Raw genomic sequence first — 22,761 nt, 5'->3', positions numbered from 1 at the left:
CGCAATGATGCATATCTGCGAACATTCCCCGCTGCGCGCATATTTGCCGTAATCTTGCTTGAAGAAAGGGGCCCGTGCGCGTACCTTATGTGGCCATAGGATCAAGGCTACAGAAGGACAGACGCCATAGCCCGCAGACCCCATAACGCGCCGCCGCAACGTGATACCGGCCCGCGCGTCAACGACCGCATCCGCTCTGACCAGGTTCGACTGATCGGCGCAGAGGGTGAAAACCTGGGTGTTGTGACCCCCGCCCGCGCCATGGATTTGGCAGCTGAGGTGGACTTGGACCTTGTTGAAATCTCACCCAATGCCGATCCGCCCGTGTGCAAGATCATGGATCTCGGCAAGTTCAAATACGAGACGCAGAAGCGCGAGGCCGAAGCGCGCAAGAAACAGAAGACCATCGAGATCAAGGAAGTGAAGATGCGTCCCGGCACGGACGACCACGACTTTGAACGCAAGGTGAAGGATGCCGTGAAGTTCCTCGAAAAGGGCGACAAGGTGAAGGTCACCCTGCGCTTCCGGGGCCGCGAGATGGCGCACCAGAACCTTGGCCGCGAGATGCTGGAAAAGGTCGTGGACGAGGTCGAAGGCATCGGCAAGATCGAAAGCATGCCCAAGATGGAAGGCCGTCAGATGGTCATGCTGATCAATCCGGTGAAATAATCCGCGCGCGGGATCACCCGATCCGGTCAGGCGAATAAACCCACACAGAAGGCGCGCCCGCTCCGGCGCGCCTTTTTCGTGAAGCCGATCGCCCCCCCAATCGTCCCCCCCAATCGCCCCCCCAATCGCCCCCTCGCCCGCAGGCTTGCGAAACCGAAGGCCAAGGCGCTACACTTGCCACCATGAAACACCTTCTGCTCGCCCTGCCCCTTGCCGCGCTCGCGACCACCGCACAGGCGCAGGGCCTCGATTTCAGCGGCAATGTGTCGATGGGCCTGCAAAGCACCACCATCAATGGCGACACCGAGGTGTCACCCATCGCGCGGCTTGAGGGCAGGCTCACCTACACGATGGAAACCGACGCGGGTGTGACCTTCGTTCTCGCGTTCGACTTCGATGAAACGCTGGTGAATACGCCGCAGATGGAATTCCGCCCCGGCCACCGGTAAAAACGCGTCGCCCTACGCCAATGGCCGCGCCGGATTGCCCACAACCCGAGCACCCGCCGCCACGTCTTTCGTGACAACCGACCCCGCGCCGATGATGGCCTGATCGCCCACGCGCACGCCGGGCATCACAATCGCCCCACCGCCGATCCAGACGTCCGCCCCGATCCGCACCGGCAACGCCCGCTCGATCCCCTGCCGCCGCAGCTCCACGTCACGGTGATGGTCGGCGCAGTAGATCTGCACCCCTGGCCCGATCATCGTGCCGTCGCCGATCTCCACCCGCCCACTGTCGAGGATCACGCAATTGGCGTTGAGGTAGACGTTGCACCCGAGGTGGATGTTGATCCCGTAGGCACAGTGAAACGGCGCTTCGATGAGGGCGTTTTCGCCGACGGTTCCGAACACTTCGGCCAAGGCGGGCGAGATCGCGGCAAGTGGCTGCGGCGGTTCGGTGCGATGCGCATGACAGGCCGCACGCGCGGTGTTGCGCAACGCGCCCAATTCCTCATCCAGGCAGCTGTACCAATCGCCTGCCTGCATCTTGTCGCGTGCCGACATCCTCATACTCCGCGAAAAAAGCCGCCGAGGAACATACCCCCGGCGGCTCTGTCGTAAGCGATGTGGCGCGGATCAGGAAGCCGCTTCGACCGCGCGTCCCGTCATCACCTTGACCAGATGCGCGCGGTATTCCGCAGTGCCGTGCAGGTCGCTGATCATGTCGCCCGACGGCGCCGAAAGTGCGTCGACCGCGCCCTTGGAGAAATCGGACGAAAGCGCCGCCTCCGCCTCGCTCCACCGGAACACGCCATCCGAACTGGCACCCGTGACCGCCACCCGAACGCCATCGGCGAACTTGCACACGAACACACCCACCAACGCGAACCGCGAGGCCGGTTGCACGAACTTCTGGTAATTCGACACCTGCGGCACCGGGAATTGCACCTCGGTGATGATCTCGCCCTCGTCAAGCGCGGTGGTGAACATGCCATCGAAAAAGTCATCCGCCGCAATCTCGCGCGCGTTGGTCTTTACGATGGCGCCCGCGCCTAAAACCGCCGCCGGATAACAGGCCGACGGGTCATTGTTGGCCAGCGAGCCGCCGATTGTGCCGCGGTTGCGCACCGCCGGGTCCCCGATCCGCCCCGCAAGCCCCGCAAGACCCGGAAAGCTGGCCGCCGTTTCGCGGGCCACAACCGCATGGGTCGTCGCCCCACCGATGCAAAGATGCCCCGCATCATTGCTGCACACGCCCTTCATCTCGGCAATTCCATTGAGGCTCACGAGCGTCTCGGTCTGCGCCAGCCGCTGTTTCATGGTGGGGAGCAATGTCTGCCCCCCACCCAGCGCCTGAGCCTCCTCCTGCCCAAGCGCCGCGACCGCATCCGCGATCGTTGTCGGTTTGCTAAATTCGAAATTGTACATCTCTGTCTCCCGCCGACGGGCCCCGCCCATCTTTGCTTTCCAAATACCTCAGGGGGCCTGGGGGAGGATCCCCCAGACCGCGCGCGCCCCATGTCACCCTTGCATCGCCGCCCAGACGCGCGCGGGCGTCAGGGGCATGTCGATATGCGTGACGTTGGTGTGACCCGCGCGTTGCAACGCATCGACCACCGCGTTCACAACCGATGGCGGCGACCCGATCGCCCCCGCCTCACCGCAGCCCTTCACACCCAACGGGTTGTGCGTGCACGGCGTGACGCTGGAATGATCGACCTGGAACATTGGCACATCATCGGCGCGCGGCATGGTGTAATCCATGTAACTCGCCGACAGAAGCTGGCCGTTCTCGTCGTAGGCCACGTTCTCCAGAAGCGCCTGCCCGATGCCCTGGGCAATGCCGCCATGCACCTGGCCTTCGACGATCATCGGATTGATGACATTGCCGAAATCATCGGCAGCGGCAAAGGACACGACCTCGACCTTGCCGGTGTCGGGGTCAATCTCCACCTCGCAGGCATAGGCGCCCGAAGGATAGGTGAAGTTGTTGGGGTCATAAAACGCCGTCTCTTCGAGCCCCGGCTCGATCTCTTCCAGCGGATAATTATGCGGCACATAGGCCGCCAAGGTCACATCGCCCCAGGCCACCGATTTGTCGGTGCCCGCGACGGAGAACTGGCCGTCCTTGAGCTCGATATCGCCCTCGGCCGCTTCCATCAGATGCGCGGCAATCTTCTTGGCCTTGGCGATGATCTTCTCGGTCGCCCGCACCATCGCCGAACCGCCCACCGCGATGGAGCGCGAGCCATAGGTGCCCATGCCCATCGGCGTATTGGCGGTGTCACCATGGACCACCTCGACCATGTTCTCGTCGAGCCCGATCATGTCGGCCACCACTTGCGCAAAGGACGTCTCATGCCCCTGCCCGTGGCTGTGCGAGCCGGTCATCACGACCAGACCGCCGGTGGCATTCACCCGAACGGTGGCACTCTCGTACAGACCGGCCCGCGCACCCAATTGCCCGACCAGCGCCGACGGCGCGATGCCACAGGCCTCAATGTAGCAATTCGCACCCAGACCGCGCAGTTTGCCGTTCGCCTCGCTTTCGGCGCGCCGAGCCTCGAACCCGTCGCGGTCGATCATCTCCAGAAGCTTCGACATCGTGCCTTCGTAATCGCCGGTGTCATATTCCACCGCCACGGGCGTGGCATAGGGGAACTCGGTGATGAAGTTCTGTCGGCGCAATTCGATCGGATCGACACCCAATTCCCGCGCCGCCTTGTCCACGACACGCTCCAATTGATACGTCGCCTCGGGCCGCCCGGCGCCGCGATAGGCATCGACCGGCACCGTGTTGGTGAACACCGCCTTCACATTCACATAGATGTTCGGCGTCTTGTAGTTCCCCGCCATCAACGTGCCATGCAGCCAGGTCGGAATGCTCGGCGCAAAGGTCGACAGGTAGGCGCCCATATTCGCGTAAGTCTCGGTCCGGATGCCGGTGAAATTGTTGTCAGCATCCAGCGCCAGCTCGATCTTGGTGACGTGGTCGCGGCCATGGGCATCGGTGATGAACGCCTCCGACCGGCTCGACGTCCACTTGACCGGACGGCGGCATTGCTTGGCCGCAAAGGTCACGAAGGCCTCTTCCACGTAATGGAAAATCTTCGAGCCAAATCCACCGCCCACATCGGGCGCGACAACGCGCAGCTTGTGCTCGGGGATACCCAAAACGAACGCGCCCATCAGAAGCCGGATCACATGCGGGTTCTGCGATGTGGTGTAGAGCGTGGAATCATCTGTCCCCACCGCGTAATCGCCGACCGCAACACGCGGCTCCATCGGGTTTGGCGACAGGCGGTTGTTCACCAGCTCCAGCGTCGTCACATGCGCCGCCGCCTCGAACGCGGCATCCACCGCGGGCTTGTTCTCTTCGACAAAGCCCCAATCATAACAAAGGTTTGAGGTCAGGTCGTCATGCACCTTCGTGGCCCCATCGGCAACCGCTGCCTTCATGTCGATCACCGCTGGCAACTCTTCGATATCCAGCTCGATCGCCTCCGCCGCATTGCGCGCCTGCGCTGGCGTTTCGGCCACAACGGCGGCAATCGCATCGCCTACATACCGCACCTTGCCCTGCGCCAGGATCGGGTGCGCGGGCTCCTGCATCGGCTCGCCGTGCTTGTCGGTCACCTGCCAACCGCAGGGCACGCCACCCACGCCTTCGAAATCGGCACCGGTGAAAATCCGCACCACGCCCGGCATGTTCTGCGCCGTGGACGTGTCGACGTTCTTCAGCACCCCATGGGCCACATCCGAGCGCAAGAAATGCACATAGGCCTGCCCCTGAAGGTTGATGTCATCGGTGTACCGGCCCTGCCCGGTTAGAAACCGAACATCCTCCCGCCGCTTTGAACTTGCGCCAATCCCGCTATCCTTGGGCATGGTCATTCTCCCTATTTTCCGCCCGCCGCTCACCACCATAGGGAGCCGGTCCGGGCAGACAGGGTGCCTTCACCCCATCTGTGTTCCCTGAAACTTCAAACGCACGGCCCGCCTCCCTGCGGGCCGCCCGGATTTATTCGGCTGCGATGGCCGACACGTCCTGCCCACTGGCCGCCATGATCGCCTTGACGATGTTGTGGTAGCCCGTGCAGCGGCAGATATTGCCTTCGAGATAGTCCCGCACCTCGGCCTCGGTAGGCTTCGGATTGTCCTTCAAAAGGGCCGCCGCCGACATCACCATGCCCGGCGTGCAAAACCCGCACTGCAGACCGTGATGATCCTGAAACGCCTGCTGGATCACGCCGAGCGAGCCATCGGCATTCGCCATACCCTCGATCGTGGTGACGTCTGCGCCTTCCACATCCAGCGCCAGCATGGTGCAGCTTTTCACCGCCTCGCCGTTCACATGGACAACACAGGCCCCGCATTGGCTGGTGTCACAGCCCACATGCGTCCCGGTCATCCGCTGTCCATCGCGCAAGAAATCGCTGAGCAGCGTCCGCCCCTCGACATCCCCCGAGACCGTCTTGCCGTTCACATTCATCGACACCTGGGTCATGAAATCCTCCCTTGGTTGTTGCCGCTATCCAAACACGGAAACAGGGATTCACAAACAGGTATTTTCGCCCGAATTTCAGCCTATTGGCGGGAAATTGACCATGCTGCGCGCGCAGCATATTTCGCGGTCGCAGCATAAGCGGCAAGATAATTCACAAAGGCCCAATCGCCCTTCCCGCTCACCCCTCCCGGGGCCGCGGCCGTGACGGGATTTCCTTGAGCAATCCCCCCACCCCCATGCCGGGGATATCGATCCGTTCAAGCGGCACGCCGCAGATCACACGCTCGATCACCCAATCCGCCCCGTTGAGCGCCGGTGAGCGCGCGCAGCCCGGCAAGCCGATCACCACACGCGTCCCGGTTCGCCCCTCGATCCGGCCCAAAAACAACAGGTTGCCCGGGTCCACCGGCATCCCGTAATGCACCACCTCGCCCCCCGCCGCGCGCACCGCTGCCGGGGCCACATCCTCGGCATCCGACGTCGCCGACCCGGTCAGGATCAGGATCAGATCACCCTGCGCCGCCGCAATCGCCGCTGCAATCTCGCCCACCCGGTGCGCCACCACGCAGCGCGGCGCCAGCGTCACGGCGAAACGCTCCAGCCGCTCGGCCACCGCGCGCCGCCCCTTGTCCGATGGCACCTCCTGAGACACCCGCGTCTCGATCAGGCTGGCCGATCCGATCTCCGCCTCCCGCAACCGCACCGCCCCCGCGCCCAACGCGCAGGCCCGCGCCACATCCGCCTCCGCCGCCGCGAACGGGATGATCTTCACCGTCACCGCCAGGCCCCGCGCCGCCAACCGCCCCCATTGCGGCACCGTCGCCACCGTGATCGCCGGATCGACCCGGTTCACCGCCTCGACCGCCGCCGCATCGACCTCCACAATCCCCGCCGCCGCCGCGCGCAAATTCACCCGTCCCGTCGCCGCCCGATCCGCGGCCAATCCCGTCCCGCTCAGCGCCGCCGCAATCCGTGCCGCCGCCGCATCTTCATGCAGATCCCCCCGCTCCAGCCGCGCCACGACCACCTCGCGTATACCCAAAGCGCGCAAATCCGCCACATGGGCCGCCGTCAAAACCGTCCCCTTGCCGATGCGCCCCGTCCCGGTGCCGGTCTCGTGGGCGAGGATCGCCCCCTCCGCCTCCGCCAAGGCCACCGGCCCGAACTTCATGGCCGCCGCAACCTTTGCGTCACTTCTGCCATCACCGACACCGCAATCTCGCCAGGGCCCCGCGCCCCGATATCAAGGCCGACCGGCGCATGGATCATGGCGATCTCCGCCTCCGAAAACCCCGCCTCGCCCAAACGCGCGACCCGCTTGGCATGGGTCCGCCTGGACCCCAGACACCCAAGGTAGAACACCTCCGAACGCAACGCCCGCTCAATCGCCGGATCATCCAGCTTCGGATCATGGGTCAAGGTCACCACCGCCGTGCGCGCATCAAGGCCAATGGCGTCGAGCGCCTCATCCGGCCAATCCTCCACAATCGTCTCGCCGGGAAACCGCGCCTCCGCCCCGAAGGCCGGGCGCGGATCAACCAGCACCGGATCATAGCCCGCCATCCGCGCCATCGGCAAAAGCGCCTGCGCGATATGCACAGCCCCGACGACGATCATCCGCAAGGGCGGGTTGTGGACATGCACGAACACGTCCCCCTCCATCCCCGACTTGTCCGCCCGGAACCGCTCCGGCCACGCGCCCGCCCCGACCAACCGGCGCGCGCCCGCGCTGAGGTCGACCTCATAGGCCACCGCCTGCCGCGCCGCGCGTGCCGCCACCAACTCCGCCAAAAGCGCCTCGCCCATCGCCGCCACCGGCTCGACCCAGACCCCGATCCGCCCGCCGCAGGCCAGCCCCACGGCAAAGGCTTCATCATCCGAGACGCCGAACTCCAACATTCGCCCCGCGTCCGCACCGACCATCTCCATCGCCTCGATCACCACCGCGCCCTCGACGCAGCCGCCCGAAACGGACCCCTCCATCTCGCCCGCGCCGGAGACCACCAATTGCGACCCGACCGCGCGCGGCGCCGAGCCCCAGGTCTCCACGACGGTGGCCAAAACCGCGCCCTTCCCGGCCAGGTGCCACTCCAGCGCCACCTCCGGCATCCGCTCCAGATCATCCATCACACGCGCCTCCTCCCGCCACAGCCTAACGCGCCCAAGGCCGCGCGCAACCGCCTCTCACCGGGGTACAAAATAGCCGATGCCCAAAGGACGCCCCCCTTCCTTGTTTCAGAAATACTCCGGGGGCTTGGGGGCTGGCCCCCAAACAACCTCACCACCTGGCACCGCCCCAAAACCGCGCACGCGAACCGGCCCCGCCTCACCCCTCCCGCAAGGCCGCCATCAACCGGGCCTTTTCGCCCGGATCGTCGGGCCGCGCGACCGCCTCGGCCAGCCCCGCCAGCGCCGCAATATTATGCCCCGCCCGGAACGATCCGACATGGGGCAGCATCGCGCGAATGCCCGCCGCCTTGGGTGCAAACCCGTCCCAGCGCAGCAGCGGATTGACCCAGATCACCCGCCGTGACGACAGCGCCAGCCGCTCCATCGCCGCCTCCAGCCGCTCCGGCTCATCCCGGTCCAGCCCGTCGGTGATCACCAAAACCACTGCCCCCCGGCCCAGAACCCGGCGACTCCAGTCGCGATTGAACGCCTCAAGGCACGATCCGATCCGGGTGCCGCCTTCCCAATCTTGCGCCTCCGCGCCCGCCGAAGCCAACGCCGCATCCACATCGCGCGCGCCCATGTGCCGCGTGATATTGGTCAGCCGCGTGCCGAAGGTGAACGCATGGACCTCCGCCCATCCCGCGCCCTTGGCGTTCGACACCGCATGCAGGAAATGCAGCACCGCGCGGGAATAGCTGCTCATCGAGCCCGAAATATCACACAGCGCCACCAACGATGGCCACCGCTTCCGCCGGTCCTTGCGCGCGAACTCCACCACATCGCCGCCGCGTGCCATCGCACTGCGCATCGTGCGCCGCCAATCGGGGCGCGCGCCATGGGCCGCCGCCTGCGTGCGGCGCGAAATCAACGGCGGCACGGCCAGCGTCATCTGCGCGATGATCCGTTTCGCCTCCGCCATCTCCGCCACAGACATCTGCTCGAAATCCAGCGTCTTGAGCCGTTCTTCGCGGCTCATGGTCAGGGTCGCGTCGACCTCGATCTCGGTGCCAGCGGCCTCGTCCTCGCCCATCTCGGGCGCATCGCGCTCGACCCCATGCAACAGGGCCTCCGCCGCGCGTTTTTCGGCCGATTTCGCCGTGCGATCCTCCGCCACACCCCGCACCGCCGGGGTCAGCATCGACATCATGTGCTCAAGGTATCGCGGGTCGCGCCAATACAGGCGAAACACCTGATCAAAGACCGCGCGATGCTCGGGCCGCGCCGTGAAACAGGCCCGCAGCGTGTAGTAGAACTCCGACCGTTCGCCAAAGCCCACGGCCGCCACCGCGCGGATCGCGTCGGTCACCCGCCCCGGCCCCGCCGGAAGGCCCGCAACCCGAAGCGCACGGGCGAAATGGGTGATGTTGGTGGTCAGCTGCGGATCGTCCGGCAGCTCCAGCGGCACATGTTCCATGGCCTTGAACAGAGAACGCCCCCGGCCTCACGTCAAGGCCGGGGGCGTCAAATGCGCCGTCAAAACCGAAAGACGACTTATTCGTAAACCCAAAGCTCCGCCGGGTTGTTCGACGAATTGTTATAGGCCCCGGTCCAGATGTCGTATTGTCCCTGCAACACCGGCGCGAAGGTCAGGGTCGAATTGAACGTCCCGTTGCTGTCGTCGTTGAAGAACCACTGCCCATCGGGCGTGTTGATCAAAAGGACGGTGTCAACCTGCGCCGAGGTCAGCTGAAAGGTGATCCGCCCGGTCTGCGACACGCCTTGGTAGAAGAACCGGAAATCGGGCCGCGTGATCGTGAACCCGCGCCAGCCGGTGCCGGGGAAGCAATTGGTCAACGGAAACCGCCCGCCCGCCGTGATCCGGGGCACGCGGTAGCTGCCTTGGCCCGCGAACATCGTGTGCGCGCCAAAGGCCGTGTTGGCGATTGCGTAATTCGGGCAGCCCGACGTGCCACCGCCCCCGCCATGGACAAACGCGCCGGGGCTGACCGCGGTCATGGTGCCGCCACTGGGCGTCGGCGTGGGCGTGGGCGTCGGCGCCTGCGTTTGCGCATAGATGCCCGAGAAAAAGCCCGGCCCGTCGGCATGGTACGAGTTCGGGTTCGAGCAATCCACCTGGTCCGTGCCCCATTCGCACAGGTTCAGGCCATTGGGCTCATCACAATCGCCGTCGTTGGTGTACGGGCACGGGTTGTAAAGCTGCGCCTGCGCCGGAGCGGCCGCAAGTCCGGCGAGCGTCAGGCCAAAAGCCATCGAAAGAAAACGAACCGAAAAGTATGTCATGGTGCTGTCCCCTGGGTGTTGCCGCACGAACTAAACCCTGAGTTGCAGCCTCCTGTCAAAACCTATGGCAGCTGGCGCCTTGCATCTGGCCCTCAAGACAATGCATCGGACCGCAGATCATCCAGGATCCGTTTGGCCTCCGAGCCCTGCAATTTCTGGATGTCGTCCTGATACTTCAGGATCGCGCCCAACGTGTCGGCGATCACATCCGGGCTCAACTCGATCACATCCAGCGCCAGAAGACATTTCGCCCAATCCAACGTCTCCGCTACACCGGGCCGCTTGAACAGATCCTCGGTCCTGAGCCGCTGGACGAACGCCACGATCTCCCGGCTCAACTGATCCGCCGCCTCCGGTACCCGCGCACTCAAGATCGCCAATTCCCGCTCCAGATCCGGATAATCGACCCAATGATACAGACACCGCCGCTTCAACGCGTCATGCACCTCCCGGGTCCGGTTCGAGGTCAGGATCACGATCGGCGGCTCGGGGGCTGCGATTGTGCCAAGCTCCGGGATCGTCACCTGAAAATCCGAAAGCGCCTCCAGCAGAAACGCCTCGAACGGCTCATCCGTGCGGTCGATTTCATCTATAAGAAGAACCGGTGGTCCCGCCGGATCGGGCCGCATCGCCTCCAGCAACGGGCGCTCGATCAGGTACTCTTCCCCGAAAAGCTCGCTCTTCAGCGCGCCGCGCTCGGCCCCGCCCGCGGCCTCTGCGGTGCGGATCGCCACCATCTGCGCCGCGAAATTCCACTCGTAAACCGCGCTCGCCGCATCCAGCCCCTCGTAGCATTGCAACCGGATCAACCGCCGCCCCAGACCGGCGGCGATGGCTTTCGCGATCTCCGTCTTGCCGGTCCCGGCCTCCCCCTCCAGAAACAACGGCCGCCCCAGCCGAAGCGACAGGAACACGATCGTCGCCAGCGCCCGGCCACAGACATAATTCTGCTGCGCCAGGGTGTCCTGAACGCTGTCGATGCTGTCATACGCGCCCATGGGCCCTCCGCTCGCCAAGTCCCCTATCAATGCCGCTTGGCCCCGTGGGGTCAAGCCATTGGACCCGCTACACGTCTGGATTGTTTACGATTTGTTAACCAAAACCCACCGAATTGCCCGTCCCCCATCGCAAAGCCGCCACACTCTTCCCCGAGATCATTGGCCGTGGCATGTTTACGCCACGTGTCTGCGTTTACGTCTGTGTCTATCTGAGTACCCCTCCATATGCCTGATACCTCTGTTCCAATCGACCCCCGCCGCGCCTGGGTGAAGCGCCTGTCGCGCATCGGCTCGGACCACGGGATGTTCGCACGCCTCGATACGCGCCACCTCGCCCTCATGGTCGAGGAAGACGCCGACACCCTCCTGGTCAGCTTCGATCGCGCCGACCGGCTGTGGTCCAATGGCGCCGATGGCCTGCCGCTGGGGTTCGCCGCCGTGCCCGCCCATGACGTGTCCTATTTGTCGCTGATGTCCGTCGGGCGCAGCTGGTTCCGCAGCGCCGAGGTCGACGCCCTGCTGCAAGGGCTCGCCGGTGACGGCTTTTTCGCCAGCTTCCGCACGATCCTTCTGGTCGCCGCCGGGCCCGATTGCGGCCATGCCGCCGCCCGCGCCGCCGCCCTGATGCCCGGCGCGCACGTGCTTCTTGCACGTCCCGCCGCCGCCATCGGCGCAGCCCACGCCCCGTTCGAGACCCGGTTTCGCGCCGACCGACGCTTGGATCCCGACAGGCCGACGCCGTTCGGCCCCGACGCGCTCGGCAAGGCGGCCAGCACCACGATCCTCTTCGATCCCCGCGACCGCAACGATGCCGCGCAGGCCGCACTGTTTCGCGGCGTGCGCACCACGCGCGTGGGCTTCCCGCTTGCGGGCGCGGCGCTGACCCGCGCGCTGACCCGCACCGGCACCATCGTGGCCCTGACCCAGCACATGATGCGCGAAAAGCTCAGCCCGGCCGCCACGCGCGCCGCCCTGCGCACCGCGCTGCACTCCGATGCGGCCTACCGCGCCCGGCTCGACAGGCGCAGCTAGCGGCGTCCGCGCGACGCCCGACGCCGGGCCGCCCGCCTTACAAGCCGCCGTTTGTTTCAAGAAACGCGACGACCGCATCCACCCCGACGCCCTCGCGCAGGCTGGCCAACACATAGGGCCGCCCGGCCCGCGCCGCGTCGGTATCTGCGCGCAGCAGATCCACATCCACCCCAACATGGGGCGCCAGATCGACCTTGTTCACGATCAGGAAATCCGACCGCGTCACCCCCGGCCCCTTCTTGCGCGGAATGTCCTGGCCCGCCGCCGTGTCGATCACATAGAGCGTCAGATCGGCCAATTCCGGGCTGAACGTGGCGGCCAGGTTGTCCCCGCCGCTTTCAATGAAAATCACATCCAGATCGGGCAAACGCGTGCGAAACTCCGCCACCGCCGCAAGGTTGATCGACGCATCCTCGCGGATCGCCGTATGTGGACAGCCCCCGGTCTCGACCCCCTTGATCCGGTCCGCAGGCAACACCTGCGCGCGCAGCAGAAACTCCGCATCCTCCGCAGTGTAGATATCGTTGGTGATCACGGCCACGGAATAGCGCTCTGCCATCGCGCGGACCAATGCCGCCGTCAACGTCGTCTTGCCCGCGCCCACCGGCCCGCCGATCCCGACCCGCAAAGGCCCGTTTACCGATCCCATGATCTCTCCATCTCTCCGCTCATTCGCCTACGCACGCTTTCGTCCTCTCGCATACACGCCCACCCGCCCAAACCCCGACGCGCACATCGGCCTCAATTCGCACCGCCCCTCTTTGCTTTCCAAATACCTCGGGGGTTTGGGGGCTGGCCCCCAAAAGACGTCGCGGTTTGGGGGCTGCCCCCCGAGGACGGACAAGGTCGAGGGATGCCCCCCGAAAAGCCCCGCGCCTCCTCACGTCCGAAATATCCGCACCTCCTGCCCCTCATGTTCCATCGCGGCCAGATCGGCCCCGAACGCCGCCTGCCCGATCCCGTCCAGCCCCGCCTGCGCGGCCTCATCCGCCACCGCATCAATCACCGAATGCAGCCCGGCCAGAACCTTTTGCCCGTCGGTTTGCCCCAGCGGCACAAAGCGCACCGCAGCAGAGACCAGCATGCCTGCGAAAGCCTGCAAATACAGGCCCAGGACCACCTCAACCGGCACGCCAACCCGCCCCGCCGCAGCCCCGAAAACCACCGGATAGGCGCGCGGCGTGCCGCAGCCTTCGCCCATCGCGGCCAGCGTGGTGGCCAGCGCGCGGCCCATGTCGCGGGTCTCTTCCCAGCGCTCGGCAGAGCCGGCCAGCGCGCGCGCCAGATCGCCCAACGCCGCCAGATCGGCCTCCGCCTCCATCGCCGCCGCCACAAGGATCGCATCGCTGCGCCCGGTGCCCGCACGCACCACGCCCTCGACCCAAGCCAACAGCGTGGCCGCATCGGTCACACGGCCTGCGGTGATCTCGGCCTCGAGCCCATGGGAATAGGCAAAGCCCGACACCGGAAAGGCGGGCGACAGCCATTGGGTCAGCTTCAGAAGATCGGCGGTGTTCACCCGGCCTTACCCTGCTGCTGTTCAGGTTGCTCATTCATTTCTGAATAGGTTTCACCGTGATCATGCCCGTGGCTATTCAAATGTGAATGATCAACATGAGCAACATGACCACCCGGCCCATGATCATGCCCCATCGTCCGGCCATGCCCATAGGCCCCGCCCTCGGGGCGGAACGGCGCTGTGAGCGCCGCGACCCCGGCGCCCAACTGCTCCAGCATCGCCTTCAGGACGTGATCGTCGCGGATCAACAGATGATCGCCCATCACCTGACACGGCGTGTGGCGATTGCCGATATGCCAGGCCAACCGCGCAAGATCGCCAGTGATCTTCAACAGCGGCTCGGGCGCGGCGACGATTTCGATCACACGGCCATCGGCCAAGACCAGGCCATCGCCATGCTCGAGCGAATGCACCTGCGCCAAGTCCAGCAACACCGCGCGCCCGGACTCGGTCAGCAGCCGCTTGCGCCGCACGAACCGCCCCTCGTAATCAAGCGCGATGCGATCCGCCGCCGCCCCCGACCAATCGCCCGCTCGGCGCACAGCACTTACGGTGCCGAACTCGGCTGTGGGCTCATGTGTTGCGCTCATTTGGTCACGCCCCCTTGGTCTTCGGGTTCCGATGCCGGTTGCCCGACGGCAAAAGCATCGATGTAAGAATACGGCGCGCTGCCCTGATCGTCGAGGAAATCAACCAAAACGGCGGTGCCCAGATCCGGCAGGTACATCATCGTCTCGGTATATCGATAGCCGTCCGCAGCGGTCGCGGTCGCGATGACCTCAAGCGCCTCGAAGGTGCACCTGCCGACCTGCCATTGGGTCGGGCCAGCGGCGCGCATGGCGATGGATTCGCGCACGGGCGCTTGCCCGGTTTCCTGAACCATATACGTGCCCTGCCAGTCCATCCCGACCACGGGCATCGGCAATTCCGAAATCGGCGTCTCGCGCGCAAAGACCGTGGCACTGCCGTCTTCGACCCGCCCCTGGGCGTCGATATTGGCAAACCATTGCACATGGACGCCGTGGATGATGATGGATCGGCTGGCCCAATCGCCGGGGGTCGCGGCCTCGAAATAGGTCGTCTCGACCCGGTTCGCATCCAACCGCCGGTGCACGACATCGTAGCCATCCGCCCCGACGAAGCGAACACCCGCCCCGTCCATGTCAGCGCCCGTGGGACAGGCCAGCGCGCCGCCTGCGCCCATCAATGATGCGGCACAGCTCAGCATCATCAGCGCGCGTTTCCCGGTTTTTCCGGAACGCTCAGGGTTGCTCATTGCGGGTCCTTCAAGGTTGGCGGTTGGTGTCGAAGCGGGCATACCGGCACGCAAAATCATAGCCGGTCACGCGCCCGGTCAATACAGGAAATACCGTTGTGCCATGGGCAATTCCGTTGCCGGTTCGCATGTCAAAACCTCACCATCGGCACGCACTTCGTAGGTTTCGGGGTCAACATGGACATCCGGCGTGGCGGAATTGTGGATCATGTCGGATTTGGTGACCTTGCGGATGCCCTCCACCGCAACGGTGTCTTTGGCGAGGCCCAGATGCACGCCGATGTCGGCCGCCTGCGCCGCCTGGCTGACGAAGGTGACCGAGGAGCGTTCGACCGAGCGTCCGAAGCTGGCGAACATGGGCCGCGAGTAGACCGGTTGCGGCGTGGGGATCGAGGCGTTCGGATCGCCCATCTGCGCCACCGCGATGGAGCCGCCGACCAGCACCATTTCGGGCTTCACGCCGAAAAACGCAGGGCTCCAGAGGCACAGATCGGCGCGTTTGCCTTCCTCGATGGAGCCGATATGCGTGGACATTCCGTGCACGATGGCGGGGTTGATCGTGTATTTCGCCACATAGCGTTTGACCCGCGCATTGTCGTTTTCGCCGGTCTCTTCGCTGAGGCGTCCGCGTTGTTTCTTCATCTTGTCGGCGGTTTGCCAGGTGCGGATGATCACCTCGCCGACGCGGCCCATGGCCTGGCTGTCAGACGCCATGACGGAAAACGCGCCCATGTCGTGCAGGATGTCTTCGGCGGCGATGGTTTCCTTGCGGATCCGGCTCTCGGCGAAGGCCACGTCTTCGGGGATGGATTTGTCGAGGTGGTGGCACACCATCAGCATATCGAGATGTTCTTCGAGGGTGTTGACCGTGTAGGGCATCGTCGGATTGGTCGAGGACGGCAGGATGTTCTGATACCCCACGACCTTCATGATGTCGGGCGCATGGCCCCCGCCCGCGCCTTCGGTGTGGAAGGCATGGATCGTGCGGTCGCCGATAGCTTTGAGGGTGTTTTCCACAAACCCGCTTTCATTAAGCGTATCGGTGTGAATCATCACCTGCACATCCATGTCATCGGCGACCGAAAGGCAGCAATCGATGGCGCCCGGCGTGGTGCCCCAATCCTCGTGCAGCTTCATCGCACAGGCGCCCGCGTTGATCATTTCGACCAGCGCTGCGGGTTGGCTCGCGTTGCCTTTGCACGACAGCCCCAGGTTCACCGGGAAGGCATCGAAGCTTTGCATCATGCGCCCGATATGCCACGCGCCCGGCGTGCAGGTGGTGGCCAGCGTGCCATGGGCGGGGCCGGTGCCGCCGCCAAGCATCGTGGTGATACCGGAATGGATCGCATCGTCGATCTGCTGCGGGCAGATGAAGTGGATATGGGCGTCGAAGCCGCCCGCCGTGAGGATCCGCCCCTCGCCCGCGATCGCCTCGGTGCCCGGCCCGATGATGATGTCGACGCCGGGTTGCGTATCGGGGTTCCCGGCCTTGCCGATCTTGACGATGATCCCGTCCTTGAGGCCCACGTCGGCCTTGTAGATGCCGGTGTGATCGAGGATCAGCGCGTTGGTGATCACGGTATCGACGGCGCCGCCCGCGCGGGTCACCTGAGACTGCCCCATCCCGTCACGGATCACCTTGCCGCCGCCGAATTTGACCTCCTCGCCGTAGGTGGTGAGGTCGCGTTCCACCTCGATGATGAGGTCCGTATCGGCCAGCCGCACCCGGTCGCCGGTGGTGGGGCCATACATGGCGGCATAGTCATTGCGGGGGATTTGGGTGGGCATGTTATTGGCTCGCTTGGCTTGGGGAGATTTTTGCAATTTCTTGAGATAAGGTTACGATCACTTCTAGTGGAACAAAGAGAAATCTTGTGGCCGATTTGCGATCTGACGAGCAAAAAAAGCCATCGCGTCCGGTGGGACTAACCCATTCCCAGTTTAACACTTTTGAATGCACGATTTCGTTGCAAATTCGGTAATAATCCAAACAAAAACTCATATTGGGTTGGAATTCTTTTCCCACGGATTCGCTGAGATCCAAACGCTGTTCCGCCAATCTCGAAATAATATCAACGTGTTCCGCTTGAGTTATTGACATTGATATCTCAGCAAGCATTTTTGCTTCATCGAAGAGTCGCCGCGAAAAGAAAGAAATCCAAAGGAGAGCCTTCTCAAATTGAAAAATTGCCTCGGCCTCATCAGCAGCATGCTTTGCCAAACGAATATCTAGGTATGCTCGCTCCAATTCTTCGGATTTTCGCATGAATTCGATGGACCAATACCGCATCTCGTCAATCACTTCAGTCTCACATGTTGGTATTTGCACTCTGCGAACGAGTATATAGGTACTAACAAGCGCGCCCTTTCATCTTGCCAGAAAAACCTTGCGGGGAGCGCGAGGGGTGCAAAACCCCTCGCTCCGACACTGGCAAAGTCCGCGACCCTCCCCGCACAGCCACCAACCATCACACCAACGCAAAGATGCGCGCCGGTCCGCCCGAGCCGCCACGGTGCTTCGGTGCGCCGATGATGATCGTGGCGCCGGACGCGGGCACCTGATCGAGGCCGGCGATGTTCTCGATCCCGAAGCGCCCCGTTGGCAGCCAGGCGTAATGCGTCGCGAAATCCGCCGACGGCCCGTGATCGAGCGAAAGAGTATCGACCGCAATCGAGCGCGCGCCGGTCTCAAGCAACATCTGCGTCGCCTCGATATGGAAGCCGGGGTAATGCTGCGCGGTGCCGTCAAACCCGCGATAGGCATCGCTGTCGGTCTTCGCGGCCCATCCCGAATGCATCGCGACACAGGCGCCATCGGGAATGTCGCCATTTGCATCAATCCAGGCCTGCAGATCGTCAGGCGTCACTTGCGTGTCGGCGTCGCCCTCGGCCCGCGCGGCGATGTCGATCACACACAATGGCGCAACCAGATCCCCCACCGGAATTTCATCGACGGAGGTCCCATCGGCGCTGAAGTGCAGCGGCGCGTCGATATGGGTGCCGGTGTGTTCATTGATCGTCAGGTTGAACAGGTTGAAACCGCTCTCGGCAAAATTGAACGCCTGCTCCGCGCCAAAGCCCGGCTCGCCGAAATAGGTTGGGAACTCCGCGCTGAGCGTATGGGTCATGTCGACCGCCCCGCTGTGCCCGCCCGCAAGCGCCGGGGTTGCGGTGAGGCCGCCCGCCGCCGCAGCGCCTACCGCTGCCGCCGCAGACCCCTTGAAAAACGAGCGCCGCGACAGCATCCGCTCTTTCACCGAATTCATCACGCAAATATCACACATCTCTTCTCTCCTCCTCCAGAAATCCTGTCACGCGGCCGCTCAGAACCGCAATAAATCCTCAAGATCACGCGTCCGCCGTTCGGTCAGACGCGTCAGGCATTGCAACTGGATCATCGGCGCAATGGACCCGCCGTCATAGCGTGCGCGCTCCATCTCGCAGGCCAGATCGCGGTAGGTGATCCACGCGCGCTGCGCCTGGCGCAGGCGCTCTTCGCCGCTTGCATCCTGGATGCCGATCACCCGCTGATAGGCTTCGTTCAAAAGCCCATCCCACGCCTGATACGCCTCGCTCACGCATTGTGTCAGGGCCGATTGCGGTTGGTTCGGATCACACGGAGCCACCTGCGCACCGACAGGAAGGGCCATGAACATCAAGACGATCAGCGCCCTCATAGCTTGCCCATCACGGCTTGGTTGAACCCGTAAACCGCGCGCCCGCCGCCATAGGGGACAAGCTGCACTGTGCGGGTCTGGCCCGGCTCGAACCGCACCGCCGTGCCCGCCGCGATATCAAGCCGCATGCCGCGTGCGGCATCCCGGTCGAACGACAACGCTTCGTTGGTTTCGCCGAAATGGTAATGGCTGCCGACCTGCACGGGCCGGTCGCCGGTGTTCGACACCTCCAGCGTGATCGCGGTCAGGCCTGCGTTCAACTCGATCTCGCCCTCTGCGGGCATCACTTCTCCGGGGATCATATCGCGCCTCCTCTAGCGGATCGGATGGTGAACGGTGACAAGTTTGGTGCCGTCGGGAAACGTGGCTTCGACCTGCACGTCGTGGATCATCTCGGCGATTCCCGCCATGCATTGCTCGGCGCGGATCACATGGGCCCCCGCCTGCATCAGGTCTGCGACCGAGCGTCCGTCCCGCGCGCCCTCGACCACGAAATCGGTGATCAGGGCAATCGCCTCGGGATGGTTGAGCTTGCACCCCCGCTCCAGCCGCCCGCGCGCCACCATGGCGGCGAGGCTGACCAGAAGCTTGTCCTTTTCTCTCGGTGTGAGATTCATCCGTCTTCCCTATATCTGCCAGACCCGCGGCAGCGCCGCGCCGGTCAAAACCTGTGCCACCCGCGCCACGGCCCGGCGCAGCGGATAGGCCTGCGGGGCCATGAACCGTACGCTCAGTCGCCCATCCCAGGCGCTCGCAGCGGCACGCACATCCGAGGGCAGCGCCGCACGCACACGCCCCAGCCGATCTTCTGCATCTGCCGCGATACAGCTCAGCGTCGCCACCGCCACCGCCCCGTTCAGGCCCGCCGGGCTGTGGCTTGCCAAATCCTCCGGCCCGATCCGCACCGCCTCCACCATCGCCGGGCGCCCGCCGCGCCGCACCTCACGCCAATCGTGCAGCGCCAGATCGCTGAGCCGTTCGCCCATCGCGGCCCGGCCCAGAACCAGCGTCTCCAGCAGGATCAATTCCGCATCCTCGGCCATCTCGACCTCAAGGCGCCGCTCCAGCCGCCCGCCTTCGAACAGGATCAACTCCTGCGGCAACCACGCGAGCTTTGCCCCCGGCCCGAGGGTCAGCGTGGTTGTCACCTGCCCCGCCGGTCCGTGGCTGCGGTAAAGCCGCTCCGCCGTTTGCGTCGTGCCGACCGCGTCGCCCGAGGCCACCTCCAGCGCGTAATCCAGCCGGTCGCCCCCGGTGATCCCGCCCGCCGTGTTGAGAAACACCACCTCCGGCGCGCGCCCGAAGACACGCGGCAGCATCACCTTGGCCGAGCCTTCTTGCCGCAGATCACGCAGACGGCCAGCCTCGAGGCGGGCCAAGGCCCGGCCTTTCACCCGCTGATGGGATGGGAGTGCGGCAGCATCAAACATTGGTGCGAGGTTAGGCGGGGGGTGCGGGGCGTGGCAAGGATTTGGGTAAATGGCGCAAGGCAGCCGCTGAAAACTGCCTAATTTTCAATCAGTTTTCGTAACGGGGCACGCGGGCACGACTCGCCGCCAAACAGCAGGATCATACGAGCGGCAGCGTAACGCAACGGCTGAAGGTGAGATCTTTTGACTTTATCCGCGCCGCGTCGATGGCTTGCTTCAGCCGGTCGCTAAAAAACATGTGTCCGTCGAGGTTTCTGTAGCCCCATAGGTCTACACCGCCTGCATCCGATGCCAAAATCGCGATTGCGTCCCCCTCGGAAGGCCCACGGAATACCCACGGCCCATTCGGTAGCGGCTCACCAGTGAGTGGATTATTCATACGTGTGGCCCCTTTGGACTCTTCCGGGCGGAAGCCGTCCTTTGTCTCACACACGTGCAGCATAAAGTGAGGCGGCAGGTCCGTCGGCGTGCGATGCTCATCCCGATAGATGGGCAGCTCAATCAGTTGCGTCGCACCAAGGTTGAAACGGGTCAGAATGTCGCTGAGTTTCACGGATACGATTATAAATCCACCTCCGATCTTCATCGCGTCAGCTACGCCAGCTGCGGGCGGCTTGCCTTGAGTTCCCAAGGAAAGGAAGGCCGGTTCCTCCCCAGCTGGAACAGGCTCGAATAGTCTACGTGCGTTCGAGAGATCCGCCGTCACATGGGATCCATCGGCCTTGCGCGCATTAATGAATTGCAGGTGCTCTGATCCGGTTAGGATTGGCGAACGCCAGAACGTCGGCGCATCGGTCGGATCGTGTTCGTTCAACGCTCTGCTCCATTGCTACCGGGGTCAGGGTCCCATCATCGCCCCTTCCCGACTCTGGCGAAACGCTATAGCACCCCTCCCCATGAGCCAACGCATAACGATCCGCCGCCCCGACGACTGGCACCTCCACCTGCGCGACGGCGCGATGATGGAGACGGTCCTGCCAGAGACCGCCCGCCATTTCGCCCGCGCGATCATCATGCCGAACCTCGTGCCGCCTGTGGTGACCGCCACTGATGCAGCCGCCTACCGCGACCGGATCATGGCCGCGCTGCCTGAGGGCATGGATTTCACGCCGCTGATGACGCTCTACCTGACCGAGCAGACGGACCCCGACGATGTCGCCGCCGCCCATGCCGATGGGCTGATCCACGCGGTCAAACTCTATCCGGCGGGGGCCACGACAAACTCCCAATCCGGTGTGCGCGACTTCAAGAACGTGACCCAAGTGCTTGAACGCATGGCCGAAATCGGCCTTCCGCTGTGCATCCATGGCGAGGTCACCACCCACGAGGTCGACATCTTCGACCGCGAACAGGTGTTTCTGGAAACCGTCCTAGACCCGCTGCGCCGCGACCTGCCCGAGCTCAAGGTCACGCTAGAGCACATCACCACCTCCCACGGCATCGATTACGTGCGCGACGCGCCCGGCGACATCGCGGGCACGATCACCACGCACCACCTGATGATCAACCGCAACCACATGCTGGTGGGCGGCATCCGGCCCCATTACTACTGCCTGCCCATCGTCAAACGCGCCGAGCATCAGCAAGCCCTGCGCGCCGCAGCCACCTCCGGCAACGCGCGCTTCTTTCTCGGCACCGACAGCGCGCCGCACCTCGACGGCGCCAAGGAAACCGCATGCGGCTGCGCGGGGGTGTTTTCGGCGCCCAACACGATGTCGTGCCTCGCCCAGGTGTTCGAAGAAGAAGGCGCGCTCGACACCCTCGAAGCCTTCACCTCGCTCAACGGCCCCGCGCGCTATGGCCTTGGGCCGAACGACGCCACCCTGACCCTCGAAAAACGCGATGTCCCCGCCGAGCATCCGGCGAAATACGACACGCCCGATGGCCCCTTGACCCTCTTCGATCCCGCCACCCCGCTCTACTGGCACGTGGTGGCGTGACCCCGCCCTTCTTTGCTTCAAAAATACCTCCTTTCCTCGCTCGAAAATTGTCCAAGGCCATGTGAGGCGAGGCCTCCGACCCCGGCCCGACCCCGGCCCGACCCCGCCCAAAGCGCCACCGACAGGACCCATGCCATGATCCCCTCCACCTACCCCGATGACGCAACCATGGCCGCGATGACGGCGCGTATGCTGCTCGATATCAAGGCGGTGCATTTCAACACCGACGAACTCTTCACCCACACCTCCGGCAAACAGGCCCCGACCTACATCGATTGCCGCAAACCCATCGCATACCCGCGCGTGCGGTCCACCTGCATGGATTTCCTGACCTGCAAGGTGATGCGCGCGGCCGGGTTGGAAGCGTTCGACAATATCGCGGGCGGCGAGACGGCCGGCATTCCCTTTGCCGCGCTGGTCGCCGAACGCATGGGCCTGCCGATGTCGTATGTGCGCAAGAAGCCCAAGGGCCATGGCCGCACCGCCCAGATCGAAGGTGACATGCGCGAGGGCGAGCGCGTGCTTCTGGTTGAGGATCTGACCACCGATGGCGGCTCGAAACTCACCTTCGTGGACGCGATCCGCCGCGCGGGCGCCTCCTGCAACCACACGGCGGTGATCTTCTATTACGGTATTTTCGACGATGCGATCCCGACCCTGCGCGCCAACGGGATCGAGCTGCACTGGCTCACCACATGGGCTGATGTCATCGCGGAGGCGCGGCGCGGCGGCGACTTCACCGAAGCCACACTCGTCGAGGTCGAGCGATTCCTCCACGATCCCGAAGGCTGGCGCACGGACCGCGGCCTTGGGTGATCCCGCGCGGCGGCGGAAATAAATCCCGCCGTGTTGTTTCG

General features: G+C 64.3%; 26 protein-coding genes. 5 read left to right on the top strand and 21 right to left on the bottom strand.

Translation table 11 applies throughout. The features are described from left to right. The first annotated feature begins 126 nt into the window (after positions 1 to 126). Together infC and V8J83_RS01720 are read left to right on the top strand one after the other, a co-directional pair. On the top strand, positions 127 to 669 hold the full coding sequence (gene infC, locus V8J83_RS01725) for a translation initiation factor IF-3 (protein WP_339985937.1): 543 nt from the start codon (positions 127 to 129) through the stop codon (positions 667 to 669). 182 nt (positions 670 to 851) lie between these two features. Then, a complete protein-coding gene (locus V8J83_RS01720) occupies positions 852 to 1,118 on the top strand; it encodes a hypothetical protein (protein WP_339982823.1) in 267 nt (88 codons plus the stop codon). 12 nt (positions 1,119 to 1,130) lie between these two features. Here V8J83_RS01720 and V8J83_RS01715 read toward each other — a convergent pair whose 3' ends face one another. The 9 genes from V8J83_RS01715 to V8J83_RS01675 form a co-directional block, all read right to left on the bottom strand. Then, entirely contained in the window at positions 1,131 to 1,676 is a 546-nt protein-coding gene (locus tag V8J83_RS01715; RefSeq protein WP_439649746.1) for a sugar O-acetyltransferase, read from the bottom strand. A 72-nt stretch (positions 1,677 to 1,748) separates the two neighbouring features. After that, complete coding sequence (locus V8J83_RS01710) at positions 1,749 to 2,540, bottom strand: FAD binding domain-containing protein (RefSeq protein WP_339982817.1); 792 nt, start codon at positions 2,538 to 2,540, stop codon at positions 1,749 to 1,751. A 93-nt stretch (positions 2,541 to 2,633) separates the two neighbouring features. After that, positions 2,634 to 5,000: a xanthine dehydrogenase family protein molybdopterin-binding subunit gene (locus tag V8J83_RS01705; RefSeq protein WP_339982815.1), complete on the bottom strand. Its 2,367-nt coding sequence runs from the start codon at positions 4,998 to 5,000 to the stop codon at positions 2,634 to 2,636. A gap of 133 nt (positions 5,001 to 5,133) precedes the next feature. After that, positions 5,134 to 5,619 (bottom strand): (2Fe-2S)-binding protein, encoded by a 486-nt coding sequence (locus V8J83_RS01700; RefSeq protein ID WP_339982813.1) that lies wholly within the window; start codon positions 5,617 to 5,619, stop codon positions 5,134 to 5,136. A 178-nt stretch (positions 5,620 to 5,797) separates the two neighbouring features. Next, positions 5,798 to 6,790, bottom strand: a complete 993-nt coding sequence (locus V8J83_RS01695) for a molybdopterin-binding protein (protein WP_339982810.1) — start codon at positions 6,788 to 6,790, stop codon at positions 5,798 to 5,800. Further along, a complete protein-coding gene (locus V8J83_RS01690; RefSeq protein ID WP_339982801.1) occupies positions 6,787 to 7,746 on the bottom strand; it encodes an XdhC family protein in 960 nt (319 codons plus the stop codon). The genes V8J83_RS01695 and V8J83_RS01690 overlap by 4 nt, the downstream gene beginning before the upstream one ends. Positions 7,747 to 7,945: 199 nt before the next feature. Next, positions 7,946 to 9,205 (bottom strand): vWA domain-containing protein, encoded by a 1,260-nt coding sequence (locus V8J83_RS01685; protein ID WP_339982798.1) that lies wholly within the window; start codon positions 9,203 to 9,205, stop codon positions 7,946 to 7,948. A gap of 77 nt (positions 9,206 to 9,282) precedes the next feature. Continuing rightward, on the bottom strand, positions 9,283 to 10,032 hold the full coding sequence (locus tag V8J83_RS01680) for a hypothetical protein (protein WP_339982795.1): 750 nt from the start codon (positions 10,030 to 10,032) through the stop codon (positions 9,283 to 9,285). Between the two features lie 92 nt (positions 10,033 to 10,124). After that, the gene (locus V8J83_RS01675; RefSeq protein WP_339982792.1) at positions 10,125 to 11,030 is read right to left on the bottom strand and encodes an AAA family ATPase; all 906 of its coding nucleotides are present in this window, start codon (positions 11,028 to 11,030) and stop codon (positions 10,125 to 10,127) included. Positions 11,031 to 11,255: 225 nt separating this feature from the next. Between V8J83_RS01675 and V8J83_RS01670 the strand changes: the two genes are divergently transcribed. Continuing rightward, positions 11,256 to 12,062: a hypothetical protein gene (locus V8J83_RS01670; protein WP_339982789.1), complete on the top strand. Its 807-nt coding sequence runs from the start codon at positions 11,256 to 11,258 to the stop codon at positions 12,060 to 12,062. Between the two features lie 37 nt (positions 12,063 to 12,099). Here the strand turns inward: V8J83_RS01670 and ureG are convergent, their stop codons facing one another. From ureG to V8J83_RS01610, 12 genes are all read right to left on the bottom strand, one after another. Then, a complete protein-coding gene (gene ureG / locus V8J83_RS01665; RefSeq protein WP_339982787.1) occupies positions 12,100 to 12,711 on the bottom strand; it encodes an urease accessory protein UreG in 612 nt (203 codons plus the stop codon). A 231-nt stretch (positions 12,712 to 12,942) separates the two neighbouring features. After that, on the bottom strand, positions 12,943 to 13,581 hold the full coding sequence (locus V8J83_RS01660) for an urease accessory protein UreF (protein ID WP_339982784.1): 639 nt from the start codon (positions 13,579 to 13,581) through the stop codon (positions 12,943 to 12,945). After that, positions 13,578 to 14,171 (bottom strand): urease accessory protein UreE, encoded by a 594-nt coding sequence (locus V8J83_RS01655; protein ID WP_339982782.1) that lies wholly within the window; start codon positions 14,169 to 14,171, stop codon positions 13,578 to 13,580. Before V8J83_RS01655 ends, V8J83_RS01660 begins: the two co-directional genes overlap by 4 nt. Then, on the bottom strand, positions 14,168 to 14,857 hold the full coding sequence (locus tag V8J83_RS01650) for a hypothetical protein (protein WP_339982780.1): 690 nt from the start codon (positions 14,855 to 14,857) through the stop codon (positions 14,168 to 14,170). Before V8J83_RS01650 ends, V8J83_RS01655 begins: the two co-directional genes overlap by 4 nt. Before the next feature lie 78 nt (positions 14,858 to 14,935). Next, complete coding sequence (gene ureC, locus V8J83_RS01645; RefSeq protein WP_339982778.1) at positions 14,936 to 16,645, bottom strand: urease subunit alpha; 1,710 nt, start codon at positions 16,643 to 16,645, stop codon at positions 14,936 to 14,938. Position 16,646: 1 nt separating this feature from the next. Beyond that, positions 16,647 to 17,123: a hypothetical protein gene (locus V8J83_RS01640; protein ID WP_339982777.1), complete on the bottom strand. Its 477-nt coding sequence runs from the start codon at positions 17,121 to 17,123 to the stop codon at positions 16,647 to 16,649. 202 nt (positions 17,124 to 17,325) lie between these two features. Then, positions 17,326 to 18,141: a cyclase family protein gene (locus V8J83_RS01635; protein ID WP_339982775.1), complete on the bottom strand. Its 816-nt coding sequence runs from the start codon at positions 18,139 to 18,141 to the stop codon at positions 17,326 to 17,328. A 39-nt stretch (positions 18,142 to 18,180) separates the two neighbouring features. Further along, entirely contained in the window at positions 18,181 to 18,534 is a 354-nt protein-coding gene (locus tag V8J83_RS01630; protein WP_339982773.1) for a lysozyme inhibitor LprI family protein, read from the bottom strand. Continuing rightward, positions 18,531 to 18,836, bottom strand: coding sequence for an urease subunit beta (locus V8J83_RS01625; RefSeq protein WP_339982771.1), 306 nt, complete (start codon positions 18,834 to 18,836; stop codon positions 18,531 to 18,533). The genes V8J83_RS01630 and V8J83_RS01625 overlap by 4 nt, the downstream gene beginning before the upstream one ends. A gap of 12 nt (positions 18,837 to 18,848) precedes the next feature. After that, positions 18,849 to 19,151: an urease subunit gamma gene (locus V8J83_RS01620; RefSeq protein WP_339982769.1), complete on the bottom strand. Its 303-nt coding sequence runs from the start codon at positions 19,149 to 19,151 to the stop codon at positions 18,849 to 18,851. 9 nt (positions 19,152 to 19,160) lie between these two features. Beyond that, on the bottom strand, positions 19,161 to 19,964 hold the full coding sequence (locus V8J83_RS01615; protein WP_339982767.1) for an urease accessory protein UreD: 804 nt from the start codon (positions 19,962 to 19,964) through the stop codon (positions 19,161 to 19,163). 139 nt (positions 19,965 to 20,103) lie between these two features. Then, entirely contained in the window at positions 20,104 to 20,778 is a 675-nt protein-coding gene (locus V8J83_RS01610) for a hypothetical protein (RefSeq protein WP_339982764.1), read from the bottom strand. Between the two features lie 82 nt (positions 20,779 to 20,860). Between V8J83_RS01610 and pyrC the strand changes: the two genes are divergently transcribed. Further along, positions 20,861 to 21,904, top strand: a complete 1,044-nt coding sequence (gene pyrC / locus V8J83_RS01605) for a dihydroorotase (RefSeq protein WP_339982763.1) — start codon at positions 20,861 to 20,863, stop codon at positions 21,902 to 21,904. 135 nt (positions 21,905 to 22,039) lie between these two features. After that, complete coding sequence (locus tag V8J83_RS01600) at positions 22,040 to 22,720, top strand: orotate phosphoribosyltransferase (protein ID WP_339982761.1); 681 nt, start codon at positions 22,040 to 22,042, stop codon at positions 22,718 to 22,720. Positions 22,721 to 22,761: the final 41 nt, after the last annotated feature.

This window comes from Gymnodinialimonas ulvae (genome assembly GCF_037543845.1).
Classification (GTDB): domain Bacteria; phylum Pseudomonadota; class Alphaproteobacteria; order Rhodobacterales; family Rhodobacteraceae; genus Gymnodinialimonas; species Gymnodinialimonas ulvae.
The sequence above is the reverse complement of the archived record's forward strand: the minus strand, read 5'-3'. Positions and strand labels throughout refer to the sequence as shown.

Coding starts and splice junctions, on each gene's coding strand:
- V8J83_RS01625 (WP_339982771.1), bottom strand. CDS start 18,836: ATGATCCCCGGAGAAGTGATGCCCGCAGAGGGCGAGATCGAGTTGAAC.
- V8J83_RS01630 (WP_339982773.1), bottom strand. CDS start 18,534: ATGAGGGCGCTGATCGTCTTGATGTTCATGGCCCTTCCTGTCGGTGCG.
- V8J83_RS01650 (WP_339982780.1), bottom strand. CDS start 14,857: ATGAGCAACCCTGAGCGTTCCGGAAAAACCGGGAAACGCGCGCTGATG.
- ureG (WP_339982787.1), bottom strand. CDS start 12,711: ATGGGATCGGTAAACGGGCCTTTGCGGGTCGGGATCGGCGGGCCGGTG.
- pyrC (WP_339982763.1), top strand. CDS start 20,861: ATGAGCCAACGCATAACGATCCGCCGCCCCGACGACTGGCACCTCCAC.
- V8J83_RS01675 (WP_339982792.1), bottom strand. CDS start 11,030: ATGGGCGCGTATGACAGCATCGACAGCGTTCAGGACACCCTGGCGCAG.
- V8J83_RS01600 (WP_339982761.1), top strand. CDS start 22,040: ATGATCCCCTCCACCTACCCCGATGACGCAACCATGGCCGCGATGACG.
- V8J83_RS01615 (WP_339982767.1), bottom strand. CDS start 19,964: ATGTTTGATGCTGCCGCACTCCCATCCCATCAGCGGGTGAAAGGCCGG.
- V8J83_RS01690 (WP_339982801.1), bottom strand. CDS start 7,746: ATGGATGATCTGGAGCGGATGCCGGAGGTGGCGCTGGAGTGGCACCTG.
- V8J83_RS01705 (WP_339982815.1), bottom strand. CDS start 5,000: ATGCCCAAGGATAGCGGGATTGGCGCAAGTTCAAAGCGGCGGGAGGAT.
- V8J83_RS01715 (WP_439649746.1), bottom strand. CDS start 1,676: ATGTCGGCACGCGACAAGATGCAGGCAGGCGATTGGTACAGCTGCCTG.
- V8J83_RS01640 (WP_339982777.1), bottom strand. CDS start 17,123: ATGCGAAAATCCGAAGAATTGGAGCGAGCATACCTAGATATTCGTTTG.
- V8J83_RS01655 (WP_339982782.1), bottom strand. CDS start 14,171: ATGAGCGCAACACATGAGCCCACAGCCGAGTTCGGCACCGTAAGTGCT.
- V8J83_RS01680 (WP_339982795.1), bottom strand. CDS start 10,032: ATGACATACTTTTCGGTTCGTTTTCTTTCGATGGCTTTTGGCCTGACG.
- V8J83_RS01695 (WP_339982810.1), bottom strand. CDS start 6,790: ATGAAGTTCGGGCCGGTGGCCTTGGCGGAGGCGGAGGGGGCGATCCTC.
- V8J83_RS01670 (WP_339982789.1), top strand. CDS start 11,256: ATGCCTGATACCTCTGTTCCAATCGACCCCCGCCGCGCCTGGGTGAAG.
- V8J83_RS01620 (WP_339982769.1), bottom strand. CDS start 19,151: ATGAATCTCACACCGAGAGAAAAGGACAAGCTTCTGGTCAGCCTCGCC.
- V8J83_RS01700 (WP_339982813.1), bottom strand. CDS start 5,619: ATGACCCAGGTGTCGATGAATGTGAACGGCAAGACGGTCTCGGGGGAT.
- ureC (WP_339982778.1), bottom strand. CDS start 16,645: ATGCCCACCCAAATCCCCCGCAATGACTATGCCGCCATGTATGGCCCC.
- V8J83_RS01720 (WP_339982823.1), top strand. CDS start 852: ATGAAACACCTTCTGCTCGCCCTGCCCCTTGCCGCGCTCGCGACCACC.
- V8J83_RS01710 (WP_339982817.1), bottom strand. CDS start 2,540: ATGTACAATTTCGAATTTAGCAAACCGACAACGATCGCGGATGCGGTC.
- V8J83_RS01685 (WP_339982798.1), bottom strand. CDS start 9,205: ATGGAACATGTGCCGCTGGAGCTGCCGGACGATCCGCAGCTGACCACC.
- V8J83_RS01635 (WP_339982775.1), bottom strand. CDS start 18,141: ATGTGTGATATTTGCGTGATGAATTCGGTGAAAGAGCGGATGCTGTCG.